This is a genomic window from Sphingopyxis sp. YR583 (genome assembly GCF_900108295.1).
GTDB lineage: Bacteria > Pseudomonadota > Alphaproteobacteria > Sphingomonadales > Sphingomonadaceae > Sphingopyxis.
The window spans coordinates 218365-235173 of record NZ_FNWK01000005.1 but is presented as its reverse complement, the minus strand read 5'-3'; the positions used below and the strand labels follow the sequence as shown (position 1 = coordinate 235173).

The following is a 16809-nucleotide window of genomic DNA, read 5'->3' as shown; positions in this document are numbered from 1 at the left end:
TCCTATTTTTTCGCGCCGAACATGCGGCCGCCGTTCGCGGCGATCAGCCCGTCGATATCGTCGCCCCGGTAACCGGGATCGGCCGATGGACCGAAGGACGACAGCATATCCTGCGTCACCAGTTCGGCCATCGCCTTCCATTCGGGGTGGGTGAAGATCCAGTATTCGCCATTTTCGATCGCCTGCACGACGCGCGCGCCGATCTTGTCGGGGGACATGCCGCCGGCGAGCACGCCCTGCATCGCCTGGCTCGTCGCCGCGGCCTTACCGACCTCGACCTCGACGGGACGCAGGTCGCGCGTCGTCTCGACGATCCGCGTCGCCGACATGCCGGGCATCAGCACCGAAATATCGACGCAGCTTTCAGCGAGTTCGTTGCGCAGCGCCATCGCGATGCCCAGCGTCGCATATTTGGAACTGATATAGGCGACCGAGATCGGCGGGGGCACGATCGCGACCATGGAAGAGGTGATGACGAGATGGCTCGGCTCGCCGCTCGCCTTCATGTCGCCGAGGAAGGTCCGGCAGGCATAAAGATGCGCATGTGCGTTGACCGCATAATTCCAGCGCCAGACGTCGGTGTCATATTGCTCGAACGGTCCCGATCCGCCGCCGACCCCGGCGTTGCTGAACAATATGCGCACCGGGCCGAATTCGCGTGCTTTGGCGCCCGCCTCGGCCCAGCTTTCCTCGCTCGTCACGTCGAGTTGAAGACCCAGCGCGCTTGTGCCCTCGTTGCGCAGCGTGGCGGCCGCATTTTCGGCACCCGCCGCGTCGATATCGGCGAGGATCACTGATGCCCCCTTTGCGGCGAGTGCCCGGGCGGTCGCGAGCCCGAGCCCGCTTGCACCGCCGGTGATGAAGGCGGTCTTGCCCGCGACGTCGGTCATTCGGCGAAGTCCTTCTCCAGATAGCGCGTCATGCGATACTGCGCGATGCCAGCCGCAGCGGCGAAGGGCATCAGCGCCATCAACGCCCATCGCAGGCTCTCGTCGCCATATTCGGGCTTCAGGCTGTCGCTGACGATCCCGGCGAACAGCGGCCCGAGCCCAAGCCCGATGATGTTGAACATCAGCATCAGCACCGCGGCGGCGGTCGCGCGGCTGCGCGGCGGGGTCAAATTCTGCACGAGTGCGAGGGCAGGGGCGACATAGGCGGTGCACGCCGCCATCGGGACCAGCAGCAGCGCGAGCGAGAGCTGCCAGCTATCGACCAGCAGCGCGGCGATAAAGGTCGGGATCAGCACCAGCGTTGCCAGTGCCGGGATCGAGCCATAGGCGCGCGCCGACACCTTGGCGCGGTGGCTGACCAGCCAGCCGCCGCCGAGGATGCCGATACCGAACGTGATGCCCGCAGCCGGCCCGAAATATGTCGCCATTGCTTCCAGCGGCATCTTCTGCGTCCGCATCAGGAACGCCGGAATCCAGTTGAGCATGCCATAGCTGGTAAAGGCCGCAAGACCGCTGCCGATCATCACCATACGCAGCGACGGGCGGCGCCAGAACATCGCGAGGCTCTGCGAAAAGGGCAGGGCTTCGTCGGCGGTTTTCTGCGTGTCCATTTGCCCGCGCGCAGGCTCGCGGACGAGCCAGATCAGGATCGGCGCGACGACGATGCCGACAATGCCGATCAACAGGAAGGCGTTGCGCCAGCCGATGTTCGCGGCGGCCCATGCGCCGAACGTCGCACCGACGAAAACCCCGAACGGGCCGTTTAACGTGAACAGCCCGATCGCCAGCGGGCGCTGCGCGGGCGGATAATAGTCGGCGATCACCGACAGCGACGGCGCGGTGCCGCCCGCTTCGCCAGCACCGACGCCGAAACGCATCAGCGCGAGTTGCCAGAAGTTCGACGCCATGCCGCATGCCGCAGTGAAACCGCTCCACACGACGCAGGCGATACCGATCAGCTTCACGCGGTTCCAGCGGTCGGCGATCATCGCGACGGGCACGCCCATCGCCGCATAGAAAAGTGCGAAGGCGAGGCCGGTAAGCAGGCCGAACTGCGTATCGCTGAAATCCATGTCGGCGCGGATCGGTTCGACGAGCACCGACAGGAGCTGGCGGTCGACGAAGTTGATCGTGCCGACGATGAACAGCATGACGAGCGCGACATTGCGGCGCAGCGCGAGCCCGCTGTCCGGCGCCGGAGCGCCCCCATCGAGGGTGGTAGCTTGCGACATAACTCTCCCCAAAACGCACGAGTCTTCTCGGTCGAAAAATACTTAGGTATTTAAGTTTATCTGTCAACGTGCTTTACGGTAGCGACAAGATGGACGGGAGAGAAGAGATGGAAATCAACGGCAAGACGGCGATCGTCACCGGCTCGGCGGGCGGCATCGGTCGTGCGACCGCGGTGATGCTGGCGGAGCGCGGTGCCTCGGAAATCAGGCTCGTCGATGTGAAGGAAGACGCGCTCGCCGAAACCGCGCGGCGCGTCGCGGCGGCGGGGGCGCGGGTAACGACGCATATCCTCGACCTTTCCGACATCCCCGTGGTCGAAGCCTGGTTCGAGGCGCATGGCGACGTCGATATATTGCACAACAATGCCGGCGTCGTGTCGGGCCTGCCGCAATTCCCCGACGTCGATGCGGCGCGCATCCGCTGGATTATCGACGTCAACATCACCTCGCTCGTCGCCGCGACGCAGATCGCGGTGCAGAAGATGAAGGCACGCGGCGGCGGGGTGATCGTCAACACCGTCTCGACCGTCGCGCTCGGCACCGGCTTCTACGACGCCATGTATGCGACGACCAAGGCGGCGGTGATGATGTTCACGCGCTGCTGCGCGCCGCTGAAGGAGGAATGCAACGTCCGCGTCGCGGGCATGCTGCCGGGGCTGGTCGACACGCCCATCCTCGACACGACGGGCGCGGGCGGCAAGTCCGAATGGATGAAGACCGTGCTCGCGAACAACGAGGCGTGCGCGCCAGAGGATATCGCGGGCGGCGTCATGGCGCTGATCGAGGATGACGGCCTTGCGGGTGGCGACTGGGTAGCGGTGCGGCGTGTGAACGGCCAGGTCGAATATCAGTGGGGCCACGCCGACACGGTATGACCCACAATTCGTCATTCCCGCGAAAGCGGGAACCTAGCTGCAACGGCAGCTCGCTGGGTTCCCGCTTCCGCGGGAATGACGAGATATAGGTTGGTTTAGCGCGTCGGCGCTTCCAGCATATTCTTGCCGAACAGGTTCGACCATTGTGCCTCGGTCAGCACCGGGCGCGCGCTCGACAGGTTTGCTGCATTTTTGACGTCGGTCCCCGCGATCACCGCAGGGCGCTCGCTGATCCGCGCGAACCAGTCGGCAACCGCCGGATAATCGTCGAGCGTCAGCCCGATCGCACGGATCGCGCGCGTCCACGGCCACGCCGCAATATCGGCGATCGAATATTCTTCGGCCAGATACTCGGCTTCACCAAGCCGGCCGTTAAGCACATGAAGCAGCCGCAGCGTCTCGTTGCGATAACGTTCGACCGGATAGGTCTGCCCCTCGGGCGCATAGCGGATGAAATGATGCGCCTGTCCCTGCATCGGACCGAAGCTCGCCATCTGCCACATCAGCCATTGCTGCGCTTGTGATCGGCGGCGCGGGCTTTCGGGGAGCAGCTTGCCGCTCTTCTCGGCCAGATAAAGCAGGATCGCGCCGCTCTCGAACACCGGCAGCGGCGCGCCGCCGCCGATCGGATCATGGTCGACGATCGCGGGCAGGCGTCCGTTCGGATTGATCCGCCTGTATTCGGGCGTCAGATGGTCGCCCTCCAGCATGTTCATGCCGATCAGATTATGGTCCAGTCCGACCTCTTCGAGCATGATCGAGACCTTGTGGCCGTTCGGCGTGGGCGTGAAATAGACGTCGATCATGCGGAATTTCCTTCGGCGAAAATGGCGCGCGCGGCGGCGAAGGCGGCTTCGAACGCTTCCTTCCCAGCGGGGTAGGCAACAACGGACAGCGTCACGCCCGCAATCTTCCACTCGCCCTGCCGCACCAGCCGGTGCGTGTAGCGGCCGATCAGGTCGCCGAGCAGCGCGCGGTCCTCGACCCCGACGACGTGCACGGCATCGACGATGCTCGTCACCGTCGCCTCGTCGCCGTCGATCGCGGCGACGATATTGTGCAATTGGTGCGCCGTCGCGTCGAAGCCCTCGAGCGTCCGGCAGCGGTTCGTCCATTCATCGGCGGGCACCGTCGCGACGAGCGAGCCGATCGAGGCATAGTCGATCGCGATCTCGTCCGTAAAAAGCGCGCGGTAAGCGCCCCAGTCGCGCGCATCGAGCGCGCTCGCATAACGGGTCACGGCCGCCACCGCTGCTTCCCTGTCGAGGAAAGCATCGATGGCGGCCGATCCCTGGGACATCGAAAATTCGAACCTAGAACTTGATCCCGGCCTCGACCGAAATGTTGCGCGTGGGTTCGAGATACAGGATCGCGCGCGGAACCGGCGTGATCGGGGCGGGCAGGTTGAATGCGCTGCCGATCGTTTTCTGGTTCGTCAGATTCTTGCCGACCAGCGCGAGGTGCCAGCTATTGTCCCGATCGGCGAGTTGCACGCGCAGGTCGAGCTTCACATAGCCGTCCTGCACACCGAAGATCGGGCTCTGGTTGTCCGAATTGAAATATTTCGAACGCCCCGCCGCGACGCCGGTGATGTCGAGCTTCAGGTCTTCCGACATATCGAAGCGCGCGTGCGCCGTGACGCTGCCGGTCCATTTCGAGGCATAAGCGACGGGGTAGCCGGCGAGGTTGTTCGTCGCCGGAGTACAGCCGACCTGCGAGGCAAGGCAGGCTGCGCCCGGATAATCGTCATATTTGATATCCGAATAGGCGGCCGACGCGCTGATGTCGAAATTCTCGATCGGATAGATGCTGAGCGAGCCTTCGATGCCCTTCGACGTCGCGGCTGCGGCGTTGCCGGTCAGATAGCTCGACGTCGCGGGCTGATAGACCGAAACCTGCAAATCCTTGAACTTGGTGTGATAGGCGGAGACGTTCGCGACGACCTTGCCGTCGAACAATGTCGACTTGATGCCGGCCTCGAAATTCTCCGACTGTTCGGGTTCGAAGGTGAAGGTCGCGTTCGTCGTACCGAGCGTGTTCGACACGAAGCCGCCCGACTTCGAACCGCGGCCCCAGGTGCCATAGACCATGATACGCGGTGCGATGTCATATTGCAGCGTGATCGAGGGATCGACATTGCCTTCGCTGATCTTGCCGGCCGCGCTCGAAATCGGGCGCAGGGCAAAGGGCTGGCCGTTGACGCCGTTCGAGCCATAGACAAGGCGGGCAGCGAAATCGCCGTCCTTCTTGGTGTGGCTGTACCGCAGGCTGCCGATCGCGCGGAAGGCTTCGGTAATGTTGAACGTGCCCTGTCCGAACACCGACCAGCTTTCGGCTTCCTGATTGAAGACGCTGTCAATGCGGCCGAAATAGGGGCCGACGATCACGCCGGGAATATTGAGGCTCGGGATGTTGAAGCCTTGATATTGCTCCAGCGTATAGTTCGACTTGTCATAATAGGCGCCGACGATGAATTCGAAGGTCTTGCCCGTTGGCGACAGGATGCGGATTTCCTGCGAAATCTGGTCGAAGCGTTCGGGGAACGCATTGTAGACCGAGTTCGACGTGAAGGCGCCGCCGCTGTTCGGGATCGTCTGGTCGAACCCGTTGACGATCTTCGACTTGAACCAGCTGTAACCGGTGACCGAGGTCAGCGTGAAGTCGCCGAGCGCGAGGTTGCCGACGCCCGAGATCATCACCGACTTGTTGTCATTGCCCTCATCGCCGAGCGCCGAGCGCTCGAGATAGCGCGACGTCTGCGGATCCTGCCCACTGGTCAGCGGGCTCGACACCGTGATGCCGCCGATGACTTCGCGGTTTCCGTATTCGACCTTCGCCGTGTAGTCGAAGTTCGCCGACGGTTCCCACTTCAGCGTCAGGCGCAGCAGCTGCGACTTGATTTCGGGATCGTCGTGATCGGTCGCGCGGTTATAGATATAGCCGTCCTGATTGACGATCTTATATGCGAAGCGCGCGCCGAGCGTGTCGGTGATCGGGCCCGACAGATAGCCCGAGAAATCGGTGCCCTTGTGATCGAAATTGTAAAGGCCGGTGATCGCGCCCTCGAACTCCTTCGTCGGACCCGCCGAGACGACGCTGACCGCGCCCGCCGCCGTGTTCTTACCGAACAGCGCGCCCTGCGGACCGCGCAGCACTTCGACGCGCGCGAGATCGAAGAAGGGCGCCTGCGCCTGACGGTTGCGGCCGGCATAAATGCCGTCGACATAGAGCGACACCGACTGGTCGAACGCGAAGTTCGCCGGCGGCGACCCGAAGCCGCGGATATAGATCACGTCGTTGCCGGCGGTCGACTGAACGAAGACGTTCGGCGTGTAGTTCATCACCGCCTTGATATCGCTGGTGTTGAACTCGGCGAGCTTCGCGCCACTGACGACTTCCATCGAAATCGGCACATTCTGCAAATTCTGCTCGCGCTTTTGCGCGGTGACGATGATTTCATTGGCATTGCTGTCGTCGATCTCTGCCGCGTCGGCAGGGGCCGCCTGCGCCATTGCCGGTGCGGCATTGGCAAGCATCGCGATTGCCGCCACACCGGACAGCAGGAACTGGTTATGCGCCTTCATTATCACCCTCCCATAGAGCTTCTTGTCGCCGGTCCCGGAAAGCCTTCCGATCCGTCAATCTGATTGACCCTTAGTATACTAATGGTTTTATGCTTGTCCATAGGCTGGAAGAGGATTCGCATCATGGACGAAGAAAATTTGCAGAGCGCACCTGCCGGACTGGCGACCCGTCACCTGTGTACGGTGGAGTTCGAGGTGGGCGGCGGGATCATCGGCATCGGCGCGTCGCCATTCGGTGACCAGCGGCTCGGCTATATCAGCGGCGGGCGATTTTTCGGGCCGCGGATCAACGGTATAGTCCTTCCGGGCGGAGGCAATTGGTCGCGCAGCGGGCGGCTCGGCGACAGCGCCTCGGTCGGCACCTTCGATGCGCGCGCGGTGTGGCAGACCGACGACGGCGACCTCGTCTATTTAAGCTACACGGGCCGCAACATCATTCCCGACGATGTGCGTGCGACCTTCGCCGATCCGGCCGTCCCTGACGCCGACCCGTCGCGCTATTATCTGCGAATCGCACCGGTGTTCGAAACGGCGAGTGCCAAATATGGCTGGCTGAATGGCGTGCTCGCCGTCGGCGTCGGCGAGCGCACCGATTTCGGGGTGCGGCATGTGATCCACGAGGTGCTCTGAGATGATCGACCTTCATTATTCGGCGACGCCGAACGGGCAGAAGATTGCGATCATGCTGGAGGAAATCGGCGAGCCCTATCGCGTCATTCCCTACGACATCTTCGATGGCGACCAGCTCTCGGTCGATTTTGGGCGGATCAATCCGAACCACAAGCTCCCCGCGATCGTCGATCTCTATCCGGCGGGTGGGGGCGATCCGGTGACGGTCTTTGAATCGGGTGCGATCCTGCAATATCTCGCCGAAAAGAGCGGGCGCTTCCTGCCTGCGTCGGGCGGGGCACGTGCCGCAACCTTGTCATGGCTGACCTGGCAGGTCGCGGGGCTTGGGCCGATGGGCGGGCAGGCGAGCCATTTCCTGCGCTATGCCCCCGCCGGGCAGGACTATGCGATCGCACGTTATACGAAGGAGCTGACCCGCCTTCTTACGGTGCTCGAAAAGCGGCTGGAGAAGAGCGCCTATGTCGCGGGCGACGATTATAGCATTGCCGACATGGCGATCTGGCCCGGCCGCGCCTCGGCCTTCGTAATGGGGATGGGGCTCGACGAATGGCCCGCGATGCATCGCTGGTTCGAACGCATTCGCGAGCGACCGGCGGTGGAGCGCGCCATGACGCGCGACGATCTGAAAGCGCCAGCCAAATATATAGGTCGGCACCAGGCGCTCGACGACAAGGAGTGGTCGAACATGTTCGGCGACGCGAACCATGCGGCGGTGAAGGGCGATTGAGACCGCCGGTTCGGCGGGCGGTGGGATTCCGGGCCGGTCGAGCCGCCGCCCGGCCCATCGCTTCGCCGCGGTGCCGTTGACACCGTGCAACCCAAATCCTATATCGCCGTCACACCCCATCGTCCGAGATAGAGCCTGACTTTGCGCGGCAGGCTGTACGGATAGGTCGGCGGGGATTTCGGGATGCGTCAAGAAGCTGCGGTAAGCCGGCAACGGTTGCTTGCGGCCTTTTTGCGTCTCTATCGCGTTCGCGATCTAATTTATCAAGGCGAGACAATCACTTATGGCGACCAAGGCGAAGTCGGTGGGCAAGGCCCTCGAAGCAACCGCAAGCAAGCGAATCCGTAAGCTGTTCGGCAATATCCACGAAGCGGTGGACATGCCCAACCTCATCGAGGTGCAGCGCGAATCCTACGAACAATTCCTGCGGTCCGACCCCTCGGTCGGCTATGTTTCGGGTCTCGAAAAGACGCTGCGCAGCGTTTTTCCGATCCGCGATTTCGCCGGCACCGCCGAACTCGACTTCGTTCACTACGAACTTGAAGCGCCGAAATATGACGTCGAGGAATGCCGTCAGCGCGGCATCACTTATGCGGCGCCGATGAAGGTCACGCTGCGCCTGATCGTCTTTGAAGTCGACAGCGAAACCGACACGCGTTCGGTCCTCGATATCAAGGAGCAGGACGTTTACATGGGCGACATGCCGCTCATGACCGAGAACGGCACCTTCTTCGTCAATGGCACCGAGCGCGTTATCGTGTCGCAGATGCACCGTTCGCCGGGTGTGCTCTTCGACCATGACCGCGGCAAGACCCACTCGTCGGGCAAGTTCCTGTTCGCCGCGCGCGTCATTCCGTATCGCGGTTCGTGGCTCGACTTCGAATTCGACGCCAAGGACATCGTCAACGTCCGTATCGACCGCAAGCGCAAGCTGCCGGTCACCAGCCTGCTGTACGCTCTGGGCATGTCGGGCGAAGAAATCCTCAACGATTTCTATGACCGTCTCGTCTTCGAGCGCGCCGAAAACGGCTGGAAGGTTCCTTTCGTCGTCGAAAACTGGCGCGGTGCGAAGCCCGCGTTCGACGTCGTCGACGCCAAGACCGGCGAAGTCGTCTTTGCCGCCGGTCACAAGATCAGCCCGCGCCTTGCGAACAAGGCCGCAAAGGACGGTCTCGACACGCTGCTGATCCCGACCGAGGAAATCTTCGGCCGTTACAGCGCCTATGACCTGATCAACGAAGCAACCGGCGAGATCTATATCGAAGCCGGCGACGAAGTGAGCGCCGACAACCTCGAAAAGATCGACGGTGCCGGTCTCGACAAGCTCGTGCTTCTCGACATCGACCACAACAACACCGGTCCCTGGATCCGCAACACGCTGAAGGCCGACAAGGCCGAGGATCGCGATCAGGCGCTGTCGGACATCTACCGCGTCATGCGCCCCGGCGAACCGCCGACGCGCGAAACCGCGGAAGCGCTGTTCGGTGGCCTGTTCTTCGACCCCGAGCGTTACGACCTGTCGGCCGTGGGCCGCGTCAAGCTCAACATGCGCCTTGGCCTCGACGCCGAGGACACGGTTACCACGCTGCGCAGCGAGGACATCCTCGCCGTCGTCAAGGAACTGGTGAACCTGAAGGACGGCAAGGGCGAAATCGACGATATCGACAACCTCGGTAACCGTCGTGTCCGTTCGGTCGGCGAGCTGCTCGAAAACCAGTATCGCGTCGGTCTGCTCCGTATGGAGCGCGCCGTGAAGGAGCGCATGAGCTCGGTCGACGTGTCGACCGTGATGCCGAACGACCTGATCAACGCGAAGCCGGCCGTGGCCGCGGTGCGCGAATTCTTCGGCTCGTCGCAGCTCTCGCAGTTCATGGACCAGACCAATCCGCTGTCGGAAGTTACCCACAAGCGCCGGGTCTCGGCTCTCGGGCCGGGCGGTCTGACGCGCGAACGCGCAGGCTTCGAAGTCCGCGACGTTCACCCGACGCACTATGGCCGTATCTGCCCGATCGAAACGCCGGAAGGCCCGAACATCGGTCTGATCAACTCGCTCGCGACCTTTGCGCGCGTGAACAAGTACGGCTTCATCGAAACCCCGTACCGCCGCATCATCGACGGCAAGGTGACCAACGAGGTCGTCTATCTGTCGGCAATGGAAGAGCAGAAGCACACGGTTGCGCAGGCGAACGCCGACCTCAACCCCGATGGCAGCTTCATCGACGAGCTGATCTCGGCGCGTGAAGCGGGCGAATTCCTGATGGCCCCGCGCGATCAGATCACCCTGATGGACGTGTCGCCGAAGCAGCTTGTTTCGGTCGCGGCATCGCTGATCCCGTTCCTCGAAAACGATGACGCCAACCGCGCGCTCATGGGCTCGAACATGCAGCGTCAGGCTGTGCCGCTGATCCGGGCCGAAGCTCCGGTCGTCGGCACCGGCATGGAAGAAACCGTTGCGCGCGACTCGGGCGCGGCCATCGCGGCGCGCCGCGGCGGCGTGATCGACCAGGTCGATGCGACGCGTATCGTTATCCGTGCGACCGATATGGTCGAACCCGGCAAGTCGGGCGTCGACATCTATCGTCTACAAAAGTTCCAGCGTTCGAACCAGAACACCTGCATCAACCAGCGTCCGCTGGTGAAGGTGGGTGAGATCGTCCGCGCGGGCGACATCATCGCCGACGGTCCGTCGACCGAACTTGGCGAACTGGCGCTCGGCAAGAATGTGCTCGTCGCGTTCATGCCGTGGAACGGCTACAACTATGAGGACTCGATCCTCATTTCCGAACGCATCGTGAAGGACGACGTCTTCACCTCGATCCACATCGAGGAATTCGAAGTCACCGCACGCGACACGCGCCTCGGGCCGGAAGACATCACGCGCGACATCCCGAACGTCGGCGAGGAAGCGCTGCGCAACCTCGACGAAGCGGGCATCGTCTACATCGGTGCCGAAGTCGGCCCGGGCGACATTCTGGCCGGCAAGATCACCCCCAAGGGTGAATCGCCGATGACGCCGGAAGAAAAGCTGCTGCGCGCGATCTTCGGTGAAAAGGCCAGCGACGTGCGCGACACCTCGCTGCGTCTGCCGCCGGGCGTGTCGGGCACGGTCGTCGAAGTCCGCGTCTTCAACCGTCACGGTATCGACAAGGACGAACGCGCGATCGCGATCGAACGCGAAGAAATCGAACGTCTGAAGCAGGACGCCGACGACGAACGCGCGATCCTCAATCGTGCGACTTTCTCGAGCCTCAAGGAACTGCTCATCGGTCAGGCGACCAGCGCAGTGCCGAAGGGCCTGAAGAAGGGCGATGTAGTCACCGAAGAGATGCTCGTCGAACTCGACCGCGCCGACTGGTGGAAGCTGGCCGTTGTCGAAGACAATGCCCAGGCCGCCCTCGAAGCGATCAAGGCGCAGTATGACGAAGCGATCAAGCGGATCAGCGCGAAGTATGAAGATCGCGTCGAAAAGCTGCAGCGCGGCGACGAACTCGCCCCGGGCGTGCTCAAGATGGTCAAGGTCTTCGTTGCCGTGAAGCGCAAGCTCCAGTCGGGCGACAAGATGGCGGGCCGTCACGGCAACAAGGGCATTATCAGCCGCATCCTGCCGATCGAGGACATGCCGTTCCTCGAAGACGGGACGCATGTCGACTTCGTGCTCAACCCGCTTGGCGTGCCGTCGCGCATGAACGTCGGGCAGATTCTCGAAACGCACCTCGGCTGGGCATCGCGCGGTTTCGGCCGTCAGATCACCGCGGCGCTCGAGGATTGGCGCATGGCGAACCCCGACCCCGAAGCGGGCGCCCCGCCCGAGGCGGTTCGTGAGGCGCTGCTGCAGGCCTATGGCGATGAATATGCCGACGAAATCAAGGCGCGCAGCGTCGATGAAGTCGTCGAACTCGCCGGAAACCTGTCGGTGGGCGTACCCTTCGCGACCCCGGTGTTCGACGGTGCGCGCGAAGGCGACGTATCGGCGATGCTGGAACGCGCCGGTCTCGACCGCTCGGGTCAGGTCGATCTCTACGACGGCCGCACTGGCGATCGGTTCGACCGCAAGGTGACGGTGGGATATATGTATATCCTGAAGCTGCATCACCTTGTCGACGACAAGATCCACGCGCGTTCGATCGGGCCGTACTCGCTTGTCACTCAGCAGCCGCTGGGCGGTAAGGCGCAGTTCGGTGGTCAGCGCTTCGGTGAAATGGAGGTCTGGGCGCTCCAGGCCTATGGCGCGGCATACACGCTGCAGGAAATGCTGACGGTGAAGTCCGATGACGTGATCGGCCGCACCAAGGTTTACGAAGCGATCGTCAAGGGCGACGACACCTTCGAGGCCGGCATTCCCGAAAGCTTCAACGTGCTCGTCAAGGAAATGCGCTCGCTGGGCCTCAACGTCGAACTTTCTTCCTATTCGGAAGAAGACCCCGACGAAGGTCCGGAAGCCCTTCCCGAAGCCGCCGAATAAAGATTTGTCCTCACCTCTCTCGCCCGCGGCGAGGGGGGAAGATGGAGCTAGAATATGAACCAGCTTACCAACTTCATGAATCCGGTCGCGAAGCCCGAAACCTTCGACATGATCAAGATCGGCATCGCGAGCCCGGAACGCATCCGCTCGTGGTCGTTCGGCGAAATCAAGAAGCCCGAAACCATCAACTACCGCACGTTCAAGCCCGAGCGTGACGGCCTGTTCTGCGCGCGCATTTTCGGTCCGATCAAGGATTATGAATGCCTGTGCGGCAAGTATAAGCGCATGAAATACAAGGGCATCGTCTGCGAAAAGTGCGGTGTCGAAGTCACGGTGACCAAGGTCCGCCGCGAGCGCATGGGCCATATCGAGCTCGCCGCGCCCGTCGCGCACATCTGGTTCCTGAAGTCGCTGCCGTCGCGCATCGGCCTGCTGCTCGACATGCAGCTCAAGCAGCTCGAGCGCGTCCTGTACTTCGAGGCCTATATCGTTCTTGAGCCCGGCCTGACGCCGCTCGAGAAGTTCCAGCTTCTGACCGAAGACGAGCTGCTCGACGCGCAGGACGAATATGGCGAAGACGCCTTCTCGGCCGGCATCGGTGCCGAGGCGATCCGCGTGCTCCTTGAAAATCTCGACCTGGAGCAGGAACGCGTCGACCTGATGGAAGAGCTTGCGACGACCAAGTCGGAGCTGAAGCCCAAGAAGATCATCAAGCGTCTGAAGGTCGTGGAATCGTTCATCGAATCGGGCAACCGTCCCGAGTGGATGATCCTCGAAGTCGTGCCGGTTATCCCGCCCGAACTGCGCCCGCTGGTGCCGCTCGATGGCGGCCGCTTCGCGACGTCGGACTTGAACGACCTCTATCGCCGCGTGATCAACCGCAACAACCGCCTGAAGCGCCTGATGGAGCTGCGCGCGCCGGACATCATCGTCCGCAACGAAAAGCGCATGCTGCAGGAAGCCGTCGACGCGCTGTTCGACAACGGCCGCCGCGGCCGCACGATCACCGGCGCCAACAAGCGCCCGCTGAAGTCGCTGTCCGACATGCTCAAGGGCAAGCAGGGCCGCTTCCGTCAGAACCTGCTCGGCAAGCGCGTCGACTATTCGGGCCGTTCGGTCATCGTGACCGGTCCCGAACTCAAGCTGCACCAGTGCGGCCTGCCGAAGAAGATGGCGCTCGAACTGTTCAAGCCGTTCATCTACGCGCGCCTCGACGCCAAGGGTCTGTCGATGACCCTGAAGCAGGCGAAGAAGTGGGTCGAAAAGGAACGCAAGGAAGTCTGGGACATCCTCGACGAAGTCATTCGTGAGCACCCGGTCCTCCTGAACCGCGCCCCGACGCTTCACCGCCTTGGCATCCAGGCGTTCGAGCCCGTGCTGATCGAAGGCAAGGCGATCCAGCTTCACCCGCTGGTCTGCGCCGCGTTCAACGCCGACTTCGACGGTGACCAGATGGCGGTCCACGTGCCGCTTTCGCTGGAAGCCCAGCTCGAAGCGCGCGTGCTGATGATGTCGACGAACAACATCCTCAGCCCCGCGAACGGCAAGCCGATCATCGTTCCGTCGCAGGACATGGTTCTCGGTCTCTATTATCTCTCGATGGAGCGCGAAGGCGAGCCGGGCGAGGGGATGCTTCTGGCCGACATGGCCGAGGTGCATCAGGCGCTGTTCACCGGCGCGGTCACGCTGCACACCAAAGTGGTGAGCCGCGTCCCGCAGACCGACGAGCAGGGCAATGAGTATCTCAAGCGCTTTGAGACCACGCCGGGCCGCATGCTCATCGGCGAATGCCTGCCGAAGTCGCACACCGTGCCCTTCGACGTCGTCAACCGCCTTCTGACCAAGAAGGAAATCGGCGACGTGATCGACCAGGTCTATCGTCACACCGGCCAGAAAGAGACCGTGTTGTTCGCCGACGCCATCATGGCGCTGGGCTTCCGCAACGCGTTCAAGGCCGGCATTTCTTTCGGCAAGGATGACATGATCATCCCCGAGTCCAAGGAAGGCATGGTCAACGAAACCCGCGCGCTGGTGAAGGATTTCGAGCAGCAGTATCAGGACGGCCTGATCACGCAGCAGGAAAAGTACAACAAGGCGATCGACGCCTGGTCGCAGTGCGGCGACAAGGTCGCGAACGCGATGATGGACGAAATCCGTGCGGAACCGAAGGATCCGAAGACGGGCCGTCTGGCCCCGATCAACTCCATCTATATGATGGCGCACTCGGGTGCTCGTGGTTCGCAGGCCCAGATGAAGCAGCTTGCCGGTATGCGCGGCCTTATGGCCAAGCCGTCGGGCGAGATCATCGAAACGCCGATCATCTCGAACTTCAAGGAAGGCCTGACCGTTCTCGAGTATTTCAACTCGACGCACGGTGCGCGTAAGGGCCTGGCCGATACGGCGCTCAAGACGGCAAACTCGGGTTACCTGACCCGCCGTCTGGTCGACGTGTCGCAGGACTGCGTCGTGATCGAGGAAGATTGCGGCACCGAACGCGGCATGGAAATGCGTGCGATCATCCAGGGCGGTTCGACGATCGCCTCGCTCGGCGAACGCATCCTCGGCCGCACCACGCTCGAAGATGTGGCCGACAAGGACGGCAACGTCATCGCTCCGGTGGGCACGCTGCTCGACGAAGCGACGACGCAGCGGATCGAAGATGCCGAAGTCCAGTCGGTCAAGATCCGTTCGCCGCTGGTCTGCGAAGCGACGCTGGGTGTTTGCGGCAAATGCTATGGCCGCGACCTTGCCCGCGGTACGCCGGTCAACATCGGTGAAGCTGTCGGCGTTATCGCCGCGCAGTCGATCGGTGAACCCGGCACGCAGCTGACCATGCGTACCTTCCACATCGGTGGTGCGGCGCAGGTCAACGAACAGTCGAACGCCGAAGCGATTTCGGACGGTACGATCGAATATCGCGACATGGCGACGATCGTCGACCAGCGTGGCCGCCGTCTGGCGCTGTCGCGTTCGGGCGAACTCGCGATCATCGACGCCGAAGGCCGCGAACGTGCGACGCACAAGCTGCCCTATGGTGCACAGATCATGCACAAGGACGGTGAGAAGGTGAAGAAGGGCGACCGGATTGCCGAATGGGATCCGTTCACCATGCCGCTCATCACCGAAAAGCAGGGCATCGTGAAATATCAGGATCTGGAAGACACCAAGACCCTGATCGAACAGGTCGACGAAGCGACGGGTATCGCCCAGCGCGTCGTGATCGAATATCGCTCGGCGGGCCGCGCCAAGAAGGAAGACCTTCAGCCGCGCCTGACGTTGCTCGACGATCAGTCGGGTGAAGCGGCGCGCTACCTGCTCGCGGTCGGCACGATGCTGTCGGTCGAAGACGGTCAGGAAGTGCAGGCGGGCGACGTTCTGGCGCGTGTCAGCCGCGAAGCGTCGAAGACGCGCGACATCACCGGCGGTCTGCCGCGTGTTGCCGAGCTGTTCGAAGCGCGTATCCCGAAGGACAATGCGGTGATCGCCAAGATCAGCGGCCGCATCGAATTCGTGAAGGATTACAAGGCGAAGCGCAAGATCGCGATCGTTCCGGAAGAAGGCGATCCGATCGAGTATCTCATTCCCAAGTCGAAGGTCTTGGAAGTGCAGGAAGGCGACCAGGTCAAGCGCGGCGACGCACTGATCAGCGGTTCGCCGAACCCGCATGACATCCTCGACGTCATGGGCGTGGAAGCGCTGGCCGAATATCTGGTCGCGGAAATCCAGGAAGTCTATCGACTGCAGGGCGTGAAGATCAACGACAAGCACATCGAGGTGATCGTTCGCCAGATGCTGCAGAAGGTCGAGATCACGGCGGGCGGCGACACCACGTTGCTGCCGGGCGAACAGCTCGATTATCTGGAGATGATGGAATATAACGCCAAGCTGCCGAAGAACGGCGTTCCCGCGGAGGGCCGCCCGGTCCTGCTCGGGATCACCAAGGCGTCGCTGCAGACCCGCAGCTTCGTTTCGGCGGCATCCTTCCAGGAGACGACCCGCGTTCTCACCGAGGCTTCGGTGCAGGGCAAGATCGACTCGCTGCAGGGCCTCAAGGAAAATGTCATCGTCGGCCGCCTCATCCCGGCGGGTACCGGCGCTGCCATGAACCGCGTCCGCGTTACCGCGTCGAGCAAGGATGCCGCGCTGCGCGCCTCCATGCGCGCCGCGAACCAGGAGCATCTGATCGCACCTGCGACCGCTGCTGAAGAGCATGCTGCCGAACTGGCACAGGGCCCCGAAGCGGCGATCGGTGACGATCCGCTGGGCGCTGTCGAAGGCGAAACCCACGGCAGCGATGCCGATGCGGGCGATTACCTGATCCAGGGCGACGAGGCGTAAGCCTCTCTTTC

10 protein-coding genes are annotated in these 16809 nt (G+C 62.6%); 5 read left to right on the top strand and 5 right to left on the bottom strand.

Annotated elements, in window-relative coordinates:
* Nucleotides 1-2 precede the first annotated feature (2 nt).
* Nucleotides 3-890 (bottom strand): SDR family NAD(P)-dependent oxidoreductase, encoded by an 888-nt coding sequence (locus BLW56_RS20090; RefSeq protein WP_177176053.1) that lies wholly within the window; start codon nt 888-890, stop codon nt 3-5.
* Complete coding sequence (locus BLW56_RS20085) at nt 887-2182, bottom strand: spinster family MFS transporter (protein ID WP_093513036.1); 1296 nt, start codon at nt 2180-2182, stop codon at nt 887-889. Before BLW56_RS20085 ends, BLW56_RS20090 begins: the two co-directional genes overlap by 4 nt.
* 89 nt (nt 2183-2271) lie before the next feature.
* On the opposite strand from BLW56_RS20085, the gene BLW56_RS20080 reads away from it, so the two are divergent.
* The gene (locus tag BLW56_RS20080; RefSeq protein ID WP_093513033.1) at nt 2272-3057 is read left to right on the top strand and encodes an SDR family NAD(P)-dependent oxidoreductase; all 786 of its coding nucleotides are present in this window, start codon (nt 2272-2274) and stop codon (nt 3055-3057) included.
* Between the two features lie 95 nt (nt 3058-3152).
* Here BLW56_RS20080 and BLW56_RS20075 read toward each other — a convergent pair whose 3' ends face one another.
* From BLW56_RS20075 to BLW56_RS20065, 3 genes are read right to left on the bottom strand one after another with little or no spacing between them, the layout of a single operon-like run.
* Complete coding sequence (locus BLW56_RS20075) at nt 3153-3863, bottom strand: glutathione binding-like protein (RefSeq protein WP_093513031.1); 711 nt, start codon at nt 3861-3863, stop codon at nt 3153-3155.
* On the bottom strand, nt 3860-4357 hold the full coding sequence (locus tag BLW56_RS20070; protein ID WP_093513029.1) for a nuclear transport factor 2 family protein: 498 nt from the start codon (nt 4355-4357) through the stop codon (nt 3860-3862). Before BLW56_RS20070 ends, BLW56_RS20075 begins: the two co-directional genes overlap by 4 nt.
* 13 nt (nt 4358-4370) lie before the next feature.
* Nucleotides 4371-6641 carry a TonB-dependent receptor gene (locus BLW56_RS20065; RefSeq protein ID WP_093513027.1) on the bottom strand — a complete coding sequence of 757 codons (2271 nt, stop codon included), beginning with the start codon at nt 6639-6641 and terminating at the stop codon, nt 4371-4373.
* A gap of 123 nt (nt 6642-6764) precedes the next feature.
* Between BLW56_RS20065 and BLW56_RS20060 the strand changes: the two genes are divergently transcribed.
* The 4 genes from BLW56_RS20060 to rpoC all read left to right on the top strand — a co-directional run bounded on the left by BLW56_RS20060 (nt 6765) and on the right by rpoC (nt 16798).
* Nucleotides 6765-7271 (top strand): DUF3237 domain-containing protein, encoded by a 507-nt coding sequence (locus BLW56_RS20060; protein ID WP_177176051.1) that lies wholly within the window; start codon nt 6765-6767, stop codon nt 7269-7271.
* A 1-nt stretch (nt 7272) separates the two neighbouring features.
* Complete coding sequence (locus BLW56_RS20055) at nt 7273-7998, top strand: glutathione binding-like protein (protein ID WP_093513023.1); 726 nt, start codon at nt 7273-7275, stop codon at nt 7996-7998.
* A gap of 283 nt (nt 7999-8281) precedes the next feature.
* The gene (rpoB, locus tag BLW56_RS20050) at nt 8282-12460 is read left to right on the top strand and encodes a DNA-directed RNA polymerase subunit beta (RefSeq protein ID WP_093513022.1); all 4179 of its coding nucleotides are present in this window, start codon (nt 8282-8284) and stop codon (nt 12458-12460) included.
* Nucleotides 12461-12514: 54 nt separating this feature from the next.
* Nucleotides 12515-16798 carry a DNA-directed RNA polymerase subunit beta' gene (gene rpoC, locus BLW56_RS20045; protein WP_093513020.1) on the top strand — a complete coding sequence of 1428 codons (4284 nt, stop codon included), beginning with the start codon at nt 12515-12517 and terminating at the stop codon, nt 16796-16798.
* Nucleotides 16799-16809: the final 11 nt, after the last annotated feature.

What these genes read in the sequence shown, in the direction of transcription:
- rpoC (WP_093513020.1), top strand. Translation starts at nt 12,515, where the DNA reads ATGAACCAGCTTACCAACTTCATGAATCCGGTCGCGAAGCCCGAAACC.
- BLW56_RS20085 (WP_093513036.1), bottom strand. Translation starts at nt 2,182, where the DNA reads ATGTCGCAAGCTACCACCCTCGATGGGGGCGCTCCGGCGCCGGACAGC.
- BLW56_RS20060 (WP_177176051.1), top strand. Translation starts at nt 6,765, where the DNA reads ATGGACGAAGAAAATTTGCAGAGCGCACCTGCCGGACTGGCGACCCGT.
- BLW56_RS20055 (WP_093513023.1), top strand. Translation starts at nt 7,273, where the DNA reads ATGATCGACCTTCATTATTCGGCGACGCCGAACGGGCAGAAGATTGCG.
- BLW56_RS20080 (WP_093513033.1), top strand. Translation starts at nt 2,272, where the DNA reads ATGGACGGGAGAGAAGAGATGGAAATCAACGGCAAGACGGCGATCGTC.
- BLW56_RS20075 (WP_093513031.1), bottom strand. Translation starts at nt 3,863, where the DNA reads ATGATCGACGTCTATTTCACGCCCACGCCGAACGGCCACAAGGTCTCG.
- BLW56_RS20090 (WP_177176053.1), bottom strand. Translation starts at nt 890, where the DNA reads ATGACCGACGTCGCGGGCAAGACCGCCTTCATCACCGGCGGTGCAAGC.
- rpoB (WP_093513022.1), top strand. Translation starts at nt 8,282, where the DNA reads ATGGCGACCAAGGCGAAGTCGGTGGGCAAGGCCCTCGAAGCAACCGCA.
- BLW56_RS20065 (WP_093513027.1), bottom strand. Translation starts at nt 6,641, where the DNA reads ATGAAGGCGCATAACCAGTTCCTGCTGTCCGGTGTGGCGGCAATCGCG.
- BLW56_RS20070 (WP_093513029.1), bottom strand. Translation starts at nt 4,357, where the DNA reads ATGTCCCAGGGATCGGCCGCCATCGATGCTTTCCTCGACAGGGAAGCA.